This window comes from Fontisphaera persica (assembly GCF_024832785.1).
In the GTDB taxonomy this organism is placed as follows: Bacteria; Verrucomicrobiota; Verrucomicrobiia; order Limisphaerales; family Fontisphaeraceae; genus Fontisphaera; species Fontisphaera persica.
Genome location: NZ_CP116615.1, coordinates 4,171,745 through 4,191,574, shown reverse-complemented (window position 1 = coordinate 4,191,574; position 19,830 = coordinate 4,171,745). Strand labels below are relative to the sequence as shown.

Annotated in this window: 3 protein-coding genes; 2 read left to right on the top strand and 1 reads right to left on the bottom strand. The window is 62.8% G+C overall.

The annotated features are described in order from the left end of the window. Positions 1-43: 43 nt before the first annotated feature. Positions 44-18,400 (bottom strand): Calx-beta domain-containing protein, encoded by an 18,357-nt coding sequence (locus NXS98_RS15675; RefSeq protein ID WP_283845980.1) that lies wholly within the window; start codon positions 18,398-18,400, stop codon positions 44-46. A gap of 335 nt (positions 18,401-18,735) precedes the next feature. On the opposite strand from NXS98_RS15675, the gene hisI reads away from it, so the two are divergent. After that, a complete protein-coding gene (gene hisI / locus NXS98_RS15670; RefSeq protein ID WP_283845979.1) occupies positions 18,736-19,125 on the top strand; it encodes a phosphoribosyl-AMP cyclohydrolase in 390 nt (129 codons plus the stop codon). Positions 19,126-19,243: 118 nt separating this feature from the next. Continuing rightward, positions 19,244-19,774: an O-acetyl-ADP-ribose deacetylase gene (locus NXS98_RS15665; protein ID WP_283845978.1), complete on the top strand. Its 531-nt coding sequence runs from the start codon at positions 19,244-19,246 to the stop codon at positions 19,772-19,774. Positions 19,775-19,830 lie beyond the last annotated feature (56 nt).

The following is a 19,830-nucleotide window of genomic DNA, read 5'->3' as shown; positions in this document are numbered from 1 at the left end:
GCGGGGGCGCAGGTGCCAGGCAGGTTTGGCCCTGTGGGTTGAGTTAGTAGGCATATTCCACGGTGGAGGCATACATCAAGGTCAGAGTCAGATGCGCGTGCACCACCTGAGTGGTTGTGGTGTGCAAATTCACCACCAGCCCACTCAAGCCCGCGCCCCAGACCACGTCCGCAAATCCTTCGCCGGTCAGTTCGACAACCGTATCTGCCCCCTGGTCAAAGCTCAGGTCAAACCAGTACCCGTCGTTGCCCGCGCCACCGGCCAGGTAATCATCGCCGCCATTGCCGCGCAGCGCGTCGTCGCCGTCCCCGCCAAACAGCCGGTCATTGCCGCTGCCCCCGTAGAGGGTGTCATTGCCGCCGCGCCCGTACAGCCACGCCATGCCCGTGTAGGCCGTGGCATTCAGCACGTTGTCGCCCTCTCCGCCCTCCACATACACGCGCTGGATGTTGGTCATCCAATTGTTTTCCGCGCCGATGCGCATGGTGGTGTCGGTGATTTCAAAGTCGGCATCGCGCATCTCATACACCGTGTCGAAGACGCCGCCGTTGCCATTGAACTCATCCGCGCCCAAGCCGCCCCAGAAGACATTGTCCAGCGCGTTGCCAATCAACCGGTCATCGCCGTCACCGCCGCGAATGTATTCCAGCGCCACATCGCTGGTCAGAATGAGCGCTAAATTCGTGGCGTGCACCAATTGCGAGCCGGTCACCGAAAGATTCACCCGCACGCCCGTGGTGGTGGTGGGCGAGAAGTCCAGCATGTCTATGCCCCCCGCCGGGCCGGGCAGTTCGTCCACCGTGTCCTGGCCCAGCACTTCATCCACATCAAAGACATACGTGTCATTGCCGGCGCCGCCCCGCAGCAGATCATTGCCCGCGCCGCCCAGCAACGTGTCGCGCCCGCTGCCGCCCAGCAGCGTGTCATCGCCGCCCATCCCCCTCAACGTGGCCGAGCCGCTGTAACCGGAGGCGTCCAGCGTGTTATTCCCCGCGCCACCCGTCAGCCGCGCCCGCTGGAAGCCGCTGAGAATGTCCACCGTGGCCCCGATGGTGAGGTTGGTGTTGGTCAGCACCATGTTGGCATCGGCCGTTTCCACCAGCGTATCCACGCCCCCGCCACCGGCCAGGGTGTCCGCCCCCGCGCCGCCGCTGATTTCATTGTCCAGCGCATTGCCGGTGAGGGTGTCCACGCCGGCGCCGCCCAGCACATTCTCCAAATCCTCCGCCCGGAAATAGAGTTGCAGCTCGCCCGGCGTGACGTTCTGGATGTTCATCAACAGCCCCAGATTCACATTCACCGGCAGGGTGAAAGCTGAGAAGTCCAGCGTGTCCACGCCGGCGCCGCCCAGCACGACATTAAAGTCATTCAGCACCGCCCCGTTTTGGGTGAAGACAAACCGGTCGCTGCCGTCGCCGCCCTCCAGCCAGGTCGGGCCGGGGCCATCCAGGAAGACGTCATCGCCGCCCAGGCCATACAGCCACGCAATGCCGGTGAAAGCCGTGGCATTGAAGGTGTCGTTGCGCTCCGTGCCGGTGATGTTGGCCTGTTCAATGGAGACAAAGTTGATGGTGGCCGTGCTGCCGGTGAAGGCAATGCCCGTGTTGGTGAGGGTCACGGTCACGCCCGCCGGCCCGGGAGTGGACGGCGCGGTGGCCAGCACCTGAACGCGGTCATCACCCCAGCCGCCGTCAATCACCACCGGCCCGCGCAGCCAGCCGCTCAAGTCAAAGATGTCATTCTGCGGGCTGCCGGTAAGGGTCACCGCCTCCAGGTCCACCAGCGTGTCCACCTCATAAATGCTGGCCGCCGCCGGCGACGGATCCACTTGCGTGATGAACAGGCGGTCGTTCTGCACCACAAAAATCACCTCCCACACCGCGCCAATGAGGTCCTCGGTCAAAATGTCCGTCCCCTCGCCGCCGTCCAGCACATCGTTGCCGCGGCTGCCGGTCAACACGTCATTGCCCGGCCCGCCCAGCAGGGTGTTGACTCCGCTGCCGCCGCGCAATATGTCGTTGCCCTCCTTGCCCGACAACGTGGCCGCGCCGGAGAAATTGGTGGCGTCCAAGGTATTATTGCCCGGCCCGCCGGTGAGGAGGACCTGCTCGATGCTCGTCAGGTTCATCGGTCCCGCAGCCAGCGACATCGTAAGCACCGCATCGCTGACGGTGAAGTCGGCATCCGCCGCCCAGACAATCGCATCCAGCCCCCCGCCGCCGCGCACACTGCCGCGGCCCGTCCAACCGGTCAGGGTGAAGGTGTTGGCCCCCGCGCCGCCGGTCAGGTTGGCCACTTCAATGCTCCGCAGAATGTCCGTCTCGCCCGTGCCGCGTGTGAGCCGGTTGTTGGTCAGGGTGAAGTTTGTGTTGGCTGTTTCATTGATGGTGTCCTGGCCTTCGCCGCCGTCCAATTCGTCATTGCCCGGCCCGCCATCCAGCACGTCATCGCCGCCCTTGCCATCCAGCAAATCTTCGCCCGCCCCGCCGTAGAGGGTGTTGTTGTTGCCATTGCCGCGAATTACATCATTCAGCGCGCCGCCGCGCACCTCCTCGAGTCCCTCATTAAAGAAGCGGATTTGCAGGTGGTCATTCACCGTCTGATACACCCCCAGCACGCCCAGATTCACCTCGATGCGCCGCGTCGCCGTGCCCGAGAAGTCCAACACGTCCAGCCCCGGCGCGCCCAGGGCCTCCACGATGGTTTCCTGGCCCCAAGCCTCGTCCGTGTCAAACACATACGTCTCGCTCCCGTCGCGGCCCTCCAGCCAGTCGTTGCCCGGACCGCCCAGCAGCACGTTGTCCAGCGCGTTGCCGTAGAGGAAGTCGTCACCTTTGCCGCCCGTCACCTTTTCCAGTGCATCCTGCAACACCAGGCTGAGGTTGGGGTTGACGGTCTGCGCCGCGCCCACCACGGCCAAATCCACCGTCACCCCCGCCACCGTCTGGCTGAAGTCCAGCGTGTCGCTCCCGCCGTTGCCGCGAATTGTTATCGTGTGCAGCGGCGAATCTGCCGCGAACTGGAAGGTGTCGTCCGCCGTGCCGCCGATGAACGTGTCGTTGCCCGGGGTGGCCACAAACGTCACCGCCCGCGAGTAACCGGAGGCGTCGAAGGTGTTGGCCAGCGAGCCGCCGGTGAGGGTGACCTGCTCCAGGCTGGCCAGGTGATAAGTTTGCCCGTTGGGCAGGCTGATGGACGCATCCTTGGCAAAGCCCGCCACCAGCAGCCAGTAGAGCCGCTCCACCGGCGTGGCATCTTTCAAAATCATGTTGGTGTCGTGCGTGACCCACAGGCTGTCCTGCCCGCCGCCGCCCGCGATGAAGGCCGCCTGCGCCCAGTTTTGGATGACAAACCGGTTCGGCTCCGCATCGCCCGTGAGCCGCGCCACCTCAAACACATCCAGCATGGTGTGCACGTTCAACGGCACGTAGCTGCCCAGCTCCAGCCGCTCATGGGTCAAGGCCGCAGGCGTGAGCGTGATGCCGGGCACCGACCGCGTCGAAATCACCGTGTCGCGCCCGTGGTCGCCGCGAATCGTGTCATCGCCCTGCCCCACGGTAATCTGGTCGTTGCCCAGACCGCCCAGCACAATGTCCACCCCGTCGCCCCCCGCCAGAATGTCATTGCCCAACTGGCCGTTCACGTAATCCGCGCCTATCGCCGCATCCACCCAGTCATGCCCCGGCCCGCCGGTGAACCGCAGGTTGCCCAGGTACTGCGGCAGGTGAATGTTTGCAAATTCATGCACCACGGCGTAACCGGGGATGTTGCCCGAGTCGCCCAGCAGAATGTCCCAATCCTCGCCGCCCAGCACCACGTCGTCGTCGGTCACTGTGGGGTTGCCGTCGCCCACAATGTACACCGTGGCCGTGTCGTACGGCCGGCCAGTCGCGTCATTGAGCGCGAGCGAGAACCAGCGGAATTCATTGAAGCCCAGGTTGCGGTTGTGAATCGGAATCCGCACCGTGCGCTCGGTCTCGCCCACGTTGAACACCAGAATGGCCGAGGTGGCGGTGTAATTGCGCGTGGCCGCCGGCTGCGCCAGCGCGGCCTTGGCGCCGGTGCCGTCGGCGGTCTCCACCACCACCACGCCCGGCGTGAAGGAGTAGGAGCGGATGACCGTGATGTCAATGTACCCGGGCACCCGCTCCGAAACGCTGAAGGTGTTCTGCACAAACTGGTACGTGGCGCCCGCCGCATACTGGCTGGCCGGCGCCAGCCCGGCGCCCACGGTCGTCTTGGTGGGATTGATGCCGGTGATGGTGAAGGCCCGCGTCCGGCTCACAAACTCGGCGTCGCTGTCGCTGGAGGACTGGTCCAGCGCCGGATTGGCGTCGCCCACATTCGGGTCCACAAACCGGTAGCCGTCCGGCAGCTCAAATTCCACCACATACGTGCTGGAGGACAACGGGTCGCCCGCGCGCAAATATAGATTGGTGAAGCTGTACGTGCCGGTGGTGGTGTAAATCGCGTTCACCGGATTGCCCGCCGCGTCATACAACGTCACCACCACGCCGCCGGTATAGAGGACATCCCCCGCATCCCGGATGTTGTTGAGGTTGTTATCCAGCCAGATTTGGCCGCTAATGACCCCCGGGTAATTCTCCGGCGTCACCGAGAAAATGGGGCCTTCATCATAAATCGGATGCAGCGTGACCCCCGCCGGCAGGCCGTACACCGTTTGCAGATTCGTGGCCGACGTCACCACCACCACGGTGGCATTGTAGGCGCCCTGGTTCACCGGCATGTTGGTGTCGGTGGCAGTCTGCCAGTGCCCGGCCACCACATGGTCATCCCCGGCGCCCGCGTCGAGGAAGTCATTGCCCGGCCCGCCAAACAGTGTGTCATCAGTGCCGCCGCGGCCCACCTCTTTGGCCTGCTCGGGCAGCGTGAGGCTGAAGCTGTTCTTGTAACCCACCGGCGCAAACGGCGAGATGCCCACCACGCCCTCGAACGGCGCCGTCTGCACCTCATTTTCCGTGGTGGTGTAATACTCACCCGACCACAGCAGCAGCGAGAGCGGCCCCAGCGCCTTTTGATAGGGCGACTTCACCGTCGTGCCATCCACCGCCACCGTCACCGGCCCCAGCGCCACTGGCAGGCTGTACTGGCCGGCGGCATTGGTCTTCACCGTCTGCTGCTGATGGATGCCATTCTGCAGCCAGGTCAGCGTCACGCTCACGTCCTCAATGCCGCCCTCGCCCAAATCCATGAAGCCGTTGCCATTCCGGTCATAGAACACCATGCCCGTGACCGTTTGCAGGTCATCATCGTATATCGGGCAGGCCGTGATGTAGGTGCGCTCCGCCAGCGTGGCCCGCACCGGATTGCTCAACCGCACCCCAAAGCGCTCCGTCAGCTCGGGATTCGCATCCCGCGTAATCGGCACGCTCACCGTCGTCTGCGTGCCGCCCGCCGCAATGAACGCCGTCCCGCTTGCCGCCGTAAAGTCCTGCCCCGCCCGCGCCGTGCTGCTCACCGTCGTCCAATCCACAAACACTCCGCCGGGCGGCGCCGGGTTGTCCAACTGGATGGTGAAGGTGGCGGTCGTCGCGCCCGCCCCCGTGCCCTCCTGCACCCCGCGCACAATGGTGAACAGGCCTGTCACCGGGTCCATGAAGATGCCCAGCACCGGCGCAAGGACTGACACCTTCGGCAAATCCGCGTCGCGAATCATCAGCACCGCCGCATCCGGCGCCGCATTCACCGCCCCGCCCGTCGGATTGTTGAGCGACAGCAGCACCGTCTCGTCCCCTTCGCTCGTGCCGTCGCTATAAATCGGGATTTCCAGGGTGCGGGTAACTTCATTGCCGCGGAAATAAACCAGATACCGGCGCGTCGCGCTGTAATCCAGCCCCGCCGTGGCTGTGCCCGGCGTGGTGGTCAGCACCGCCACCGCCTGCGGACTGCCCGGCATCCGGTGCACCGTGATGGTCGCGTAGGCCACGCCGCTCGCCGGCTCCTGCACTGTGTAAGCGGTGTCCGAGAAGAAAAGGCTCCATGGCGGCAAATCCACCGGCGCGGCCAGGTCATCGTCGGTGATGACGATGCTGAAGTGATTGCTCTCCACCAGCGCGTTGGCCGCTACATTGGCGTTTTCCGCGTTCAACAAATTCAGGAAGAAATACTCGTCGCCCTCCGGCCGCAAATCTCCAAACACGCGCACCGTCAAGAGTTTGGTGGTCTCGCCCGGCGCAAACACCAGCGTCCGCTGCTCCGGCGGCAGGCTCTCCAGCGGCAGCGCCTGGTAATCCGCCGACTCGCCCGCATCGGCCGTGTACACCGACTCCACTGCCGTGCCCGGCGCGGTGGCATAATTCACCTTCACCGTGTGCCCGCTCACCGCCGAGAGCGAGACCTGCACCGTCACCGTGGTGTAGCCGCTGTTGCCTTCAAACACCGTGACCAGATGCGACGCTGGCACGCCCGTCTCATGGATGGACACGCTCACCGGCGCGTCGTCATCGGGGATGATGCCGTAGGCCCGGCCGTCGCCGATGCGCGCGTAGGTGGGATTGAAGAGGTCAATATAGAAGGACTCATCCGGCTCATCCAGGGCATCCTGCCGCAGCGTCACGGTGACCTTCTTCTGTGTCTCGCCCGGCTGGAAGGTAATCATCGCCGGCGCCGGTTGCACGTAATCGCCATCCGGATACAGCGGGAACGGCCTGGCCGGATTCGGATCGCAGCCGCAGTCATAGGCCGAATCCACCAGATACCACACCGTCACGGCGTAAGTGCTCGGGTTGGACAGCGACACAATGAACTCGGCGGTGACATTCTCCGGCACCGTGTACACCCGCGTGCCATTGTTCAGCAGCGTCGAGGCGGGCACAAAGTCGGCAATCGCAATCTGCGGCACCGGGTCATCATTGCTGAGGGTCACCAGCACTGTGGTCTCCGGCAGCGTCGGCAGTTTGATGCCCGCGCTGGGGTTGCTGAAGATGACGCGGAATTGCTCGTGCTCCTCGTACATCAAATCGCCCAGCACCGCGATGGTGATGGCCTGCTGCGTCTGTCCCGCCGCAAAAGTCAGCGTGCCCGACACCGGCGCATAATCACCCGAAGCCGCCGTGGCGTTGCGCTGCGGGAACATCGCATCGTTGCCGTCCTCCGTGCGGTAATTCAACGTCACCGCCATGCGCTGCGGCCCGGACAGCGTGACCAGCAGCGTGACCAGCGTCTGCCCGTTGTTGCCCTCGGTCACCGTCACCGGCGCCACGCTCACCAGCGGGTCCCCCTCGTAACCGGCGGCAATGCTCCGCTCCGTCTCGTCAAACGTCAGTTGGAAGTCCGGCGTCCGCCCCACCAGCGGCCCGCTGGGATATACATCGCTGTCATTGCCGGCCGCCTCCGCTCCGGCCGCGCCGCCGCCAAACTGCGTGATGAACGTCAGCCCGGTCACGGGGCTGAAGGTCAGGTAATACCGGTCCGGGTCCAGGCCCGTGAAGGCAAACGTGCCGTCCACCTCCGTCACTTCCGAGCCAATCAGCAGCCCATCATTCCGATACAACGTCACCGTCACTCCGCCAAATCCGGTCTCGCCCGCGTCGCGCACGCCGTTCTTGTTCAAGTCAAAGAAAATGGAGGAGCGAATGGCGATGCCAGTATCGCGGTCCCCCGTGCGGCCCATGGCGTCATCACCAAACATCGTGTCATCCCCCGGGCCGCCGTCGAAAAAGTCATTGTGGTCCTCCTCAATCACAGACGTCTCGCCCTGGTTCATGAAATTGCCGCCGTACAAGAAATCATTGCCCGGCCCGCCAAACAACACATCCACATTGCCACCGCCAATCAGAAGGTCATGGCCGTTGATGCTGCTGCCACCGCCCGGCACATTCTGCACCACTACGCCCGCCGTCGGGATGGCCGCAATGGCAGCGCGAATGGCCGCCAAATTGGCCGCCGTCACCGGCAGGTTGTTGATGGCAAGCGCAGTGACCGGGTCATCATCCCCGATGAGCAAATCTATGCCGCCATGCCCGTTGGCCCAGTCGCTCCCCGGCCCGCCCAGCAGCAAATCATTCCCGTCGCCCCCGTACAACTTGTCGTCGCCGCCCCCGCCGTCGAGCACGTCGTGCCCAATACTCCCATACAACTGGTCATTGCCGTCATCCCCGCGCAACCAGTCATCACCGTCCCCGCCCCGCAGTGTGTCGTTGCCGCGCCCGCCGCGCAGGAGGTCATTCCCGGCCAGGCCGTCAATGACGTCGTTGCCATCCGCCGCCGTGCCGCTGCCGTCATCGCCGTACAGTTCATCGTCCTCGGGACTGCCGGTGAGGGTGTCGTTGCCGCCGCCGCCATAGATGCGGATGGCCACCGGCCCGGCCACCAGCAGGTCGTTGCCGTCGCCGCCATAAATCACCACGCCGGTCACGCCCGCGTTGGTGCTGGCGTAAATCTGGTCATTGCCCGCGTCCCCATACGCCTCGGAATTCGCGCCGTCGCCCAGGTAAATGGTGTCATGGCCCGCCCCGCCGTGCACTTCCACCTCCGAGAGCACACCGCGGAAATCAAGGTAATCATCCCCCTGTCCGGCATCCGGCACCACCACCCGCGCCACATTCTCAAAGGTCTGCCGCCAGTTGCCCCATTGCACTTCCAGCGTTTCGCTGCCTGCCGCCCCGCCGGTGTGCTTGACGATGAACGTCTCCGCCCCGTCCGTCGTGTCCACCTCCAGCCGGCGCCCGGCGCGGCTGCCGATGTTCAGGTACAGGTCATTGCCGGACTTCTCGGCCAGCACCGGCTCGGGACAGGTGATCTCAATCGAGAACAACGTGATCTCCGCAAACCGCCACGTCTTGTCGATGCTGAAGAAGAACAAATCCACCTTCAAGAACGCCTCGAGGAACAGGTAAATCCGCCCTTCAATGTCGAAGATGCAGCGCGGGTCCTGCTGCGCGTTGGCCACCAGCTCGCTCACCCGGATCTTCCCGTCATCATTGATGTCGTTCAGATCAAACTTCACCTCGAAGCCCAGCCCGCCGTTGACGCCCGCCTTCACAATGGCCAGATCAATCGTCGCCCCCGCAAACAGCTCGCCATACAACCGCACCTCCGGCTGCTCCCGCCCCTGCGCGTCAAAGTCCAGCACGTAGAACCCATCCAGAATATCCAGGAAATTCTTGTCCTCCGAGCTGATGAACTTCTGGATGCCATAGGTGTCGTAACCAAAACCAACGTTGATGTCCGCCCCAATCGTCCCGCCAAATTGCGCGTACAGCGGCGGATAAATCGGTATCTTCTGCGTGTAGGTGAACTTGAACCGGAACGTCGGCATCCGCCACTCCACCAGCCGCACCGGCTCGCCCGTGAACAGGTTGAACAGCTCCGCCGGATTGTCGAAGACCGGAATCTTGAAGTTGCTCAGGCTTCCCACGTCGCTGGCAAAACCGGAAACCTTCTGCGTGTACGTGCTGCTCGCCCCCGGCCCTGTCGCCGCCGCCGCCATGGTCGCAATGTCCTCCATCGCCCGCGCCGCCAGCGGCTCCAGTGCCTGGATTGCCGACCGCCGCCCGTCATTGCCCTCCAGCAACCGGAAGCTGCCAAAGGGTATCAAAATCGTCCCGCTGCCCAGGCCCTCCAGATCATTGATCAGCTCAACCACCGAAATCACGTCCCGGATGAAATCCATCGTGGACGGCTCCAGCAAACCAAACGCCTCGGCCAGATCCAGCAGCGTGATGGTCTGCCCCGCCAAGTCCGACAACACCGGCAGCCGCGCCGTCACAATGTCAATGATCGGCTGGATCGGCTCGGTCACCTTGCGGATTTCCTTCAGAATCGGCCCCAGAAAATCTGAAAGGAACGTCCCCAAATCCAGCCGGATGTTGGTGAACTCAATCTCCGGATCCTGCGACCCCTGCTGGGTGTCCGCCTCCCACCCCAGATGGAAATCCGCCAGCACCCGCGGGAAGGCCGTGTTGCCCCCAAAGCTGGCAATCAAATCCAGGTTGACATCCGCTTCCGCCCCCAGTTTGGCGCTGATGATGTCCCCAAACTGCGTGCCGCTGGAGAACAGCTCGGCCATCGTCAGCTTGCCGTCGTGATTCGGGTCCCGCAAATCCACCTCAAACGCTCCCTCGAAGAAGCTCGGTGAATCCGCGTCGTCCATCACGTCCAGTTGCAGGAACAACAACTGGCCCGCCGCATGCAGCCCCGGTATCTCGGCGCGGAAGAAGATTTTCAGCTCCGGATGGCTCGCCGGCGCGGAAGTGTTGAAGTAGAAACCATTGGTCAAATCCACCCCGAAACCAAACTTCCAGTCAAAGCCCAGCGAGAGGACCACGTTGCCGTCCACCTCCAGCCCGAAGCCCGGCACGCCAATGTTGAAATCAATCGGGTTGCCCGTGGTGTCCAGCAACGCAATCGTCTTGGCCAGCCGGATGTTGACCACCAGGCCGGTGTCGCAATCCAGCCGCACATCCAACTGGCTGAAGCCCGCCGCCACATCAAGCGGCTGGCCCGTCTCGTAATTCACCAGCCAGTTCAACCCGCCCGGCCCCAGCGAATTCCACAGGGCCTTCTTGATGGCGTTTTCCAGCGCGGTGATGCCGTTGCCCCCCGCGGCGTCCACCTCCTCGCGCAGCTCGCGCAACAGGCCGTTGCGGAAATCCCCGATGAAATCGGCCGCCCCCTTCAGCCCGCTGCCCAGCAGCGGCAGGTTCACGTTGTAAACCACGCCGTTGAGGCCGTCCTGCACCCAGCCCAGGAATTTGTCCAACCCATCCAGAATCGGCCCAATGCTGTTGGCGATGACATCGCACAGTTCCAGACCGTCAAACAGCGTGCTGAAGTCGGGCGTGACCAGAAACACCTTCTCCAGCGTGCCCGCGCCGGTGTTGCTCGTGCTGCTGGCCTGCCCGTCATCGTCCGTCGTCAACGCCGTCGGCGCAAATGCCCCGGCCGCGCCGCTGGCGCTCTGGATGGCATTGCGCGCCGTCACCGCCGTGGTCACCCCGGCATCCATCTGCACCGTCAGCGTTTTGGTGGCGGCGTTGTAGGTGGCGCTGGCATTGTTGCCGCTCAAGGTATCGGTGAAGACAATGCGGTAGTTGGTAATCGAGCCGTTGCTACGTACCCGCAAATCATTGTGCAACCCCGCAAACTTCACCACCTTCTCCGCCCCCACCGCTTCCGTCGAAACCGCCTCGCTGAGGAAGAACCGCACCAGGTCCGGCGCCTCCACCACCAGGTAATTGTCCGGGTAACCGTCTCCGTTGGTGTCGTCGCTGCCGCTCAGCGGCGTGGATTCAAACGGCGCAAAGATGGGCAACTGCGCGCTCACCCCGCCCTCCAGTTGCAGCCGGATGAAGTCCGTGCTCAGCCAGTTCTCGTCCAGATACAGCCGCCCGTCCCCGTTGCTGTCCTTCAAGCCCACCTGGAAAATCGCCCCGCGATCCCCCTGCGCCGCCCCGGTGTCCGGGTCCCCGTCCTGGTCCAGGGTGACCCGCCCATTCTTGATGAATATCCCAAATACCGACCCCAGGGACGCCTCCAGGCTGATGTTCGTCCCCGCCACCTTGGCCAGCATCTCGATGCGCGTCGTCTCATAGAAGAACGGCCGCGCCGTCCCCGGCGTCGAGACATCCAGCCCAAATTCCAGGATTAGCGACGCGCTGGCGCTCACGGTCAACTGCCCGGAGCCTTGGATTTGCACCAGGGTGGTGGCCAGCTCCAGAAACGCCCGCACCGTCGGATGATTCCCCGCCAACTGCGACACCAACTGCTGCAAATCCAACTGGAACGGCAGGCTGTTGGCGTAACCCGTCGAGAAATTGAACGCGAACTTCAGCGCGGTGAGCGTGATGGTCCCCGCGCCCGTGTTGCTGCCCGCCGGATTGTCATTGGCCGTCAACTGCGCCAGCCACGGCGAGCCGTGGCTGCCAGCCTCGCTGATGGCCTGCAAAATGGCGTTGGCCGTCGTCCGCCCCGGTTGAATCTTGAGGGTCAGGACCTTGCTGGTGGCATTCCATTCCGCCTTGGCGGTGCCGTTGGTGATGGTGCTGTCGCCCACCACCACCACCCGGCTGTTGTTCAGCGCCGTGCCGTTGGTATTGGCATAGATGCGGAAACCATTGTTGAACCCGCTGTAATCAATCACCAACGCGCTGGGCTGGCTGGCCGTGCCACCGCTGGTCACCAGGCTGGCCGGCGCCACCCCGTTGTGGTCCAGCGACAGCGTCAGCACATTCGGGTTCAGGTGGAACAGCGTGTCAATCTGCCGCTTCAGCTCGGCCAGCGTGTTCTGCAACGTGTCCCGCGCGCTGCTCGACGACAGCCCGTCAATCAAATCGGCAAACTTCTGCGCGTAATCGAGCATGTCGTTCACGCTCAGATTCACAAACGGCAGCGGCTCGTCCAGGAACGAAAACGCGCTCAACTGGCTCAGTTGGTCCGCTATCCCGTTGAGCGCCCGCACAATCGTGGTGAAGTTCAGGCTGGTGAAATTCGTCAGCGTGGACAAATCCGGGTACGTGACAAAGATGCCCTTGTTGTTGCTCGCCGGATCGTACGGATTGGCGTTGTAGGTCAGGTGCTTGATGTCCGGTATCCACACCGCCACCTGCGGATTGCTGCCCAGCGGAATGGAAAAGCCCAGCCCCGACACCGTGATGTTGTTCAGCCGCGCCAGAAAACTCCCGTTGAAACTGAACGCCGGCACCAGGTTGCTGATGTTGTTCGACGACGTGTTGTTCATCAGCTCGCTGATGTAGAACCGCCGCTCGCCCGTGGTCTGATGCTCCAGCCGCAGCGTGGCGGTGATGGGCGCGGGCGTCACGCCGTCGTAGGCCAGCGTCCCAAAGGCCCCCCCGCTGGTGCTGATTTCCACAAACCCAAACCGCAGCGACCCCGCAATGCCCGCCGCCGTCGTGTTCACCGCCAGGCTGGCGCTCAACTGCGCGTTTTCGACAAACAACCCCTTGATGGGCGCCGTGGCCGCCGCCACCAGAATCTGGTCATGGGTCGTCACCGCGCTCCCGTCCAAATCCTGCACCTCCGCCCCAAACCCGATCTCCGTCCCAAACGGATCATTCCGCGGCGTGATCACCACCACCCGGTTGATGATTCCCAACTGGGTGTCCCGCGCGCTCAACGCCACCCCGTTGCCCGCCTTCTGGAAAATCAGCACATCGCCGAGCGTCCCGCTCCCATACGCCGCCCCCGCCAGCACGTTGTTCAAATCGTCCGCCAGCATCTGGATGCTGGTGTTGTCGGCCGTCGCCGCCTGCGTCAGCGTCAGCGGGAACCACTGCGCAAATGTGCCCGAACCGCTCGGCAGCACGTCGTTCAAATAAATCCCAAAGTGCGCGTCCGCCGTAATCCGCCCGTGGCTCGGCGTCGGCACCGTGCTCGAGGTAAACACCCGTGGCACCTCCGCCGCCGCCAGGTCAAAACCCAGCGTCAGGTTGAAGCCCACCTGCACGTTGAATTGCAGTGCGCCCGTCAGCGACGCCCCCGCAATCGGCCCCAACGCCAGGTTGAAATTGAACGGCAGCGTGGGCGAGCCAAACAACTGCTGCGTGTTGTAGGTCAGTTGCCGGTTGACCGTGTAGGTGTACACCCGCTGCATCGGGTTGTAGATTATCCCGCTGTTGTTGTTCAACAAACCGTCGTTGAACAAATCCGCCAGCGCCACAAAAAACTCCTCCGTGCTGAACCGCTCCGTCAGCACCCCCGTCTGGTCATTGGTGGCCGTGTTGCCATCCCCCGGCCCGAAGCCCAGGCTCGATATCGCCGCATCGGCATCCACCAGGTTCAAGGTGGTGTTCTTTGCCACTTCATCCTCCCGCAACGCAATGACCACCTTCTTCTCCCGGTTCAATCGCGCCTCCAGCCGCCCCGCCAGCCCCTGCGCCGCTATCGCGTTCTGCAACAAGGTCACCAGCTCCGTGCCCGTGCGCGAGTTCGGATCCCCCACCGTGTCCGTCACCGTCAACGTCACCACCGGCTCCGTCCCCAACTGCAGCTTCAGCGTGGCCCCCGCCAGCGCCCCCGTGTGCGTGCTGGTCTCGGTGACGCTGCGCGACTGCAGCTCCACGCTCACGAAATACTTGTAGATGGTGTCCAGATAAAGCTGCGCCCAGTTGAAGGCATCCCCCAGCGTCTTGCCGCCGGTGAACGGAATCTCCACCTGGAAAAGCGAGCTGCCCGCAAACGACTCGAACCAGTCGCCCAACTGATTGAGCAGCATCACCCATTCAAACGGGCTGGCCTTGGCAAAATCAAAGTTGGCCAGCGACGTCAACGCCGGCCCGGGGATGATGGTGCCGCTGTCAACCGTCAAGAGCAGCTCGTTGTTGCTCAACCGCCGGAACTCGATGGTGCTGCCCGCCACCCGCACGCTCAACTGGAACGGCAGCGCAAAGCTCCCCACATGCAAATGCCCGTCCACATTCACCTGCACGTTGGTGCCCGCCGGCACGTTCACCACCCGGCTGCCCGACGGCGTGTTCACCGTCGTGTTGACATTCGCCCCCGTCGTGTTGAGCTTCAACTGCATCGTCCCGCTCAACCCCACCAGGCCCGATTCAAATTGCAAATCCGCTTCCGCCGCCAGCCCCGCCCCGTTCAAAATCAGCGCTCCCGTCCCCCGGTCAAACGACAGCACCGTCGCCGACCCCATCTGCACCCGCAATTGCAGATTGGTGGCCCCCAGCTTGAACACGTCCTCCAGCACGCTGTCCCCGTTGGTGTCCAGCCGCGCCGTCTCTATCACAAAGTTTCCGCCCAGCGTGATGCCGCCCATCAGGCCGGTAATCTCCGCCGTGCCCGACACCGCCAGGAAGTTGTGGTAATACGGCCCAATAAACTGGATGGACACATTTTCCGCCGGGTTGTCGGAAATCGGCACCACCACCGGGTTGGGGTCGCCCACATTCCCGCCCGTATTGTTCAGCCGCAGCTTCAGGTTCTGCGCGTTCAGCCCCAGCAAACCCGCATTGCCCAACGTCGCGCTGGCCACCTTCACCTCGCCCGCCAAACCGCCCGCAGCCGTCAGCAGAAACGCCCCCTGCCCGCCGCTCACCGTCAAACTCACCGGCCCCGCCCCCAGCGTGGCGCTCACATTCGACGCCGCAAGGGTCACATAACCCGGGCTGCCCTGCACCAGCGTCAAAATAAACCGCCCGCTCAGCGACTGCGTGCTGCTGCCGATGGGAATGTTGATGCTGATGGGCGTGGGGCCGGAATCCAGCTTGTTGAACGGCCCCGCCGGCAGATTCAAGGCCGTGGGATTCCCCACCGCCTGATTGAAGGCCGCACTGGTGTTGTTGAAGCTCCACTGGAAAGTATGGGAAAAGCCCGTGCCAAACGCATTGATGCCCACCGTAATCTGGCCCTCGCCCATCAACCCGGCATCGGTCATCATGAAGAATCCCGACCCATGGGTGGCCGTCAGCAGGCTCGTCCCAAAGTTGAAATTCACATTGGCCGCCGTCACCGTAATCACGCGGCTGCCGCTCAAGGTGTTCTTTTGCTCGAAGGTAAAGTCGCCCTGCAACCCCACCCCCAGCACCGTCAACGTCACCCCCTGACCCTGCACCTGCACATACGGCCCCGCCGGCAGGTTGATGGTTACATTGGTTCCGCCCACCTCCACGGTCTCGCTCACGGCGGTATTCCGGTCATTAATCCGCACCGTGAACGTGCCCCCCACCGAGACCCCGGTCGCGTTCACCCCCACCGTCGCCGTCGCCGTCCCCGCCAAACCGGCCTGGCTCAAAATAAATGCCCCGCTGCCATTACTGACATTAAGTATATTAGAGGCGGACGCTCCAAAGCTCAGCGCCATGCCCGTCCCCGCCACCGTCACCACCGTCGCCCCGCCGCCGGTTTGCTTGCGCTCAAACACAAAACTGCCCGTCACCCCAAAGCCCTGCACCGTCAGCGTTGCGCTGCTGGCGCTCACCCGCAGATACGGCCCCGCCGGCAGATTCAACGTCACCGGGTTGCCATTGACATTAAAGGTCGCGTTGAACGCCGAGGCGGTGTTGTTCAACGTCACCCCGTATGTCCCGGACAAATTCACCCCCGCCACGTTCAAGGCCAGTTGCGCCGACAAGCTCCCCATCACCCCCGCGCTCGTGAACACCATCGCCCCCTGCCCCTGGCTCACCGTCAGCAACGGATTCGTGCCGTCCGAAAACTGAAAGCCCAGATTCGCCACCGCCGCCACCGTCTGCTCATAGCCATTCCCCGGATTCCCATCCGCATCCCGCGGCTCGAACAGGAAATCCCCGCTCAGGCTTGCCGCCGGCGTGCTCAACGTCAGCGTCCCCTGGCCTGACACCCGGAAGTACGGCCCCGCCGGCAGCGCCACCGCCACCCCGTTGATGTCCGGCACGGCCGCCGTGGTCGTGTTGAACGCCAGTTGCAGACCCGTTGCGCTCAATCCCACATTCGGTATGGCCGGCCCCGTCGAGAAATCCAACGCCAGCGTCCCCGCCAAACCAGAATTGAGAATCAGCAGGTTGCCCGCCCCATTTTGCACGCTCAACACCCGGCTGCTGCCCGAACCCACCTGGAAACTGACGTTGCTGGCCTGCAGAATGGTCTCGGTGCCGGTGTTCTTGAGCGTGAAGCTGCCGCTCAAGTTTTGTCCCATCACCGTCAAAGTGCTGTTGACCTCCACGCTTAGCTCCGGCGCCTGATTAAATATATTAGGGCTTTGCACCCGCACCACGTACGCGCCCGTCAGACTGAAGCCCAGGAAGCTCAGTGTGCCCGTCAGCGGAAAAGCCGCATTCAACGTGCCCGTGGTGCTCACATTAAACGCATTGCCCACCGGGGTGGTGCCGTTGGCCAGATTGGTGAGGGTTGTCGTGGTAATCCGTCCCCCGGTCAATACGCTGGCATCCGGCGTGGCCGTCACCCCCGCCGCAAACGCCACCGTGCCGCCGCTCGCGCTCAACGTCTGCGTGCCCACCGGCGTATTGAAGGTGAAACCAAACCCGCCCAGCCCGCTGGCATTCACTGACGCCCGCGCCCCCACCGCATCCACGCCCACAAAAACGGAGCCATCCCGGCCAAAGGAGAAATCCAAAAATGCGCTGCTGTTCACCGTCACCGTGGGGGCCGACCCGCTGAACACCGCCCCAAACACACCGCCCAGGATGTTTTGCAGCGTCGCATTGATCGCCGTCGGCTCCAGCTCCACCTGCAAATCCCACCAGATCGGGTCCGAACTGGTCACCCCATAGTGTGCCAAAATCCCCTTCACCCGGAACGTGAAACCGCCAAAGGTGGTGTTGTCCCACCCCTGAATGCCCGCCGTTACCTGCGCCACCGTGGGGATGCCGCTCAACACCGACATCATCCGCGCCCGCAATCCGTTCAGAAAAGCCGAACCCATGTTGGCCAGGCTGCCCACGTTAGAACCAATGAACGGAAGGCTCTGCGCGAAGCTCCCAAAAGTGTCCAGCCGGTCCGCCACCTCCCCCAGTTGCTGCAACACATTTAATATCTGCGTGTCCAGTCCCGCCGAGAGATTGGGTGTCTGCACAATCGTCAACCGGAGCCCCGTCGGCAAGTACTCCGGCTTCAACGCCCAGGTGGGCTGCCCCGGAATGGCCACCGTCCCCAGCCACTGGGCAAACTGCCCACTATAGTTATTCCAGGTGATGACGTTGAAAGTGTCGCCCAACGCCGGTGTGTATCCCCCTTGAGGATTGAAAATAATCTTGAGCGTGCCGTTCAGATTCGCCGCGCCGGTAACCTCAATCCAATCGTAACTCACTCCCTGCGCCAAACCCTCAATTTCAATCTCCGTCACCGCATCGGCGCCGGGGTTGAAATTGTCCACCGTCAGGTGTCCCGGCGAATTGCCCGGACGAAATATCCCATTGCCCGCAATTCCTCCCTGGATGCTGCCATTTCCGCTAAGTACTTGTCCATCAGCCAGTTCCAACGTTCCGCCGTTCAGATTCAAGCCGCTCTCAGGCGTCAAATGAATCGTCCCGGTACTCGCTTCCGGCGGCCCATTGGAAGCCCGCAACGTGTCCACCATTTGCAAAACAGTCCATGAAAGTGTCTCCCCGGAAGCCCCGGTGGGCATCTCGTCCGTGCTGGAAATTGGGGTCGCGGCGGTGCTTTCCGTCACCGTTTCCCCCGCCACTTCCACCGCCACGCTGGCACCAGCGTCATCCCCAACGTCCGTGGTATCCAAAACTTCCGCCGGGCTCGATTCAGTGACTGGCGAGGGAGCAAAAATTTCTCCAGGAGTGGATTCAAACAGGGCGGAAGACGAAGATTCCTCCGCGCCATGTTGCGCTGGCGAAAAGGCAACTTCCTCCACCGCCTGCGGCTCCTGCACGGCGGGCAACATCGGCGCGGCCATGGGGCAAAGTCCATCCCCCGAAAGCAGAACGCGGGGTTCCAATGCCTCCAAGCTATACGTCACCGCTATTCGTTGCCTGTGCAAACTGTCCTCGCTGGCCCCCCAAACGAAAAACGGACTTCAGCTTTTTCTGGCAGCCTGTTTTTGAGCGCTACGTTTGGTTGTCTGGCGCTAATGTATAACACAAAAAAATCTAACGTCAAGAAAATCATGAAAAAAAATCTTCAAAATTTCTCCCAACAAGCACGCAGAAGCCTCTTATTCACCTCCACTTTCCGGTCCATTTGCTGTAAATGCCCACAAAAAAGAGCCCATCGGCTCCGGTAAAAAAGGGAATGCCACGCGCCGGCGCGGTGCGGCTTGCCAAACGGCCTGAATAAGCTAAGCTCACTCCCCTGATGAGCTTTCTTGACCAGCTTAAATACGATGCCAACGGCCTCATTCCGGCCATTGTGCAGGAACAGTCCACCGGCCGTGTGCTGATGATGGCCTGGATGAACCGGGCTTCTCTGGAAACCACCCTCGCCACCGGTAAAACCCATTTCTGGAGCCGCTCCCGCCAAAAATACTGGATGAAGGGCGAGAGCAGCGGTCATGTTCAAATTGTGAAGGACATCGCGGTGGATTGCGACGCCGACACCCTGCTGATTCAAGTCGAACAAATCGGCGCCGCCTGCCATGAAGGTTACAAGTCCTGTTTCTTCCGCTCCCTGCGGCAGCAAGGCCAAAGCGCCGAAGTTACCGAGCCGCGGCTGCTTGACCCGGAGAGCATCTACGGCAAGAAATAAGGCCGCCGGCGGTTTCCCCCACGCCTGGGCCGCGCAATAAAGGATTGAAAAATGAGGGGGTGGGCGTATCCTCTGCCTCTGTGGCATTGGCCACCACACGCTCGGCCCTGATTTGCCCATGAAAATCCGCGATGGCAAAGTGGAAATTGTGACCGGTGACATCACCACCTTCGCGGTGGATGCCATCGTCAACGCGGCCAACAGTTCCCTGCTGGGCGGGGGCGGGGTGGACGGCGCCATTCACCGCGCCGCCGGGCCTTTGCTCTACGAAGCCTGCCGCAAGCTCAAGGGTTGCGCCACCGGCGATGCCAAAATTACCCCCGGCTTTCAGCTCCCCGCCAAATACGTCATTCACACCGTGGGCCCCATCTGGAAAGACGGCAACCGGGGAGAAGATGAAAAGCTGGCCTCCTGTTACCGGCGCTGCTTTGAAATCATGGTGGCCGAAGGCTTGAAAACCATCGCCTTCCCCGCCATCAGCACCGGTGCCTACGGGTTTCCAATGGAACGCGCCACCCGCATTGCCCTGGAGGAAACCCACAAATTCCTGGAAACCAACCCGCCCATCGAAAAAATCATTTTTGTCTGCTATAACGACCGCGCTTACAAGTGCTACATCGAGGCCGCCGCGGACATCCTTATCAAGTAGTCCGTTAAGGGCCGCTTTCGGCCCGGGCGCGTGAACCGGAGGGCCTCCCGCAGGAC